This is a genomic window from Rhodococcus sp. CX (assembly GCF_015865005.1).
Taxonomy (GTDB): Bacteria; Actinomycetota; Actinomycetes; order Mycobacteriales; family Mycobacteriaceae; genus Rhodococcus.
This window is the reverse complement of record NZ_JADZGH010000264.1, coordinates 47,628-48,761: the sequence shown is the minus strand read 5'-3', so window position 1 is coordinate 48,761 and position 1,134 is coordinate 47,628. Positions and strand designations below refer to the sequence as shown.

At 70.5% G+C, this 1,134-nt stretch carries 1 protein-coding gene; it reads left to right on the top strand.

The features are described from left to right. A partial coding sequence (locus I0Q12_RS29565; protein WP_197257325.1) for a chloride channel protein occupies positions 1-1,134 on the top strand: 1,134 nt, incomplete at both ends.

Here is a 1,134-nt window from a genome sequence, read left to right as displayed (position 1 = left end):
CTGCTGGAGTGGGCCGGCCGCGCCCCCGGTCCGGGCTGGCTCGTCCCGGTCGCCGTCGCAGCGGTCGGGGCCGCGGCGGCGGCAATGATCGTCCGGATCGTGCCGTTGGCGTCGGGCAGCGGAATCCAGCACGTCGAGGCGGTGTACCGGGGGGAGGCCGATCCCGCGCACCTCCGGTTGGTCCCCGCGAAGTTCGCCGGTGGGCTGCTCGCTATCGGATCGGGTCTCGTCCTCGGTCGCGAAGGCCCGACCGTGCACATGGGTGCGGCTATCGGAACCGAAACCGGGCGCCGCGCAGGACTTCCCGAAACCGATGTCCGCATCACCGAATGCGCGGTGGCGGGTGCGGGGCTCGCCGTCGCGTTCAACGCGCCGATCGGTGGGGCCCTGTTCGTGTTCGAGGAGGCGACCGGAATATTCCGCACGCGCATCGTGATACCGACCCTGTTCGCGGTCGCCGCGGCCGTGACCTGTTCCCGGTTCATCACCGGCGACCGCCCCGACTTCGCGGTGGGCGCGATCGCGTCCGCGTCACCGGTCCTGCTGCCGCTGTTCGTCGTGTTCGGCGCCGCCACAGGCGTTCTCGGCGTGCTGTACAACAAGCTGATACTCGGATTCCTCGCGGCCACCTCCGCGGTGCACCGAGTACCTCCGGTCGTGGTCGCCGCGGTGATCGGGGCGATCGTCGGACTGCTGCTCGTGCTCGATCCGCTCGCCGCCGGTGGCGGCGACACCCTCTCCCAACGCATCGTGGGCGGCGAAGGCGTGCTGTTGCCCGGCGCTCTGGGGTTGCTGCTCATGCGATTCGTCGCCGGACCGCTGTCCTATGCGGCGGGGACACCCGGTGGCCTGTTCGCCCCTCTGCTCGCCGTCGGCGCCCTGTGGGGGTCGATCTTCGCCGACGTCGCCGATCTCGTTCTGCCCATTCATGATCCGGGTCTCGGCGTGTCGATGGCGATCGTCGGCATGTCGGCGTTCTTCGCCGCGACGGTACGCGCACCCTTCACCGGCATCGTGCTCGTGATCGAGATGACCGCCGTCTCCGCGATCACCGTTCCGATGGCCGCGGCATCCGCTGCGGCGGTTCTCGTCGCCCAGCTCGCCGGCTCGGCTCCGATCTACGACAGCCTGCGG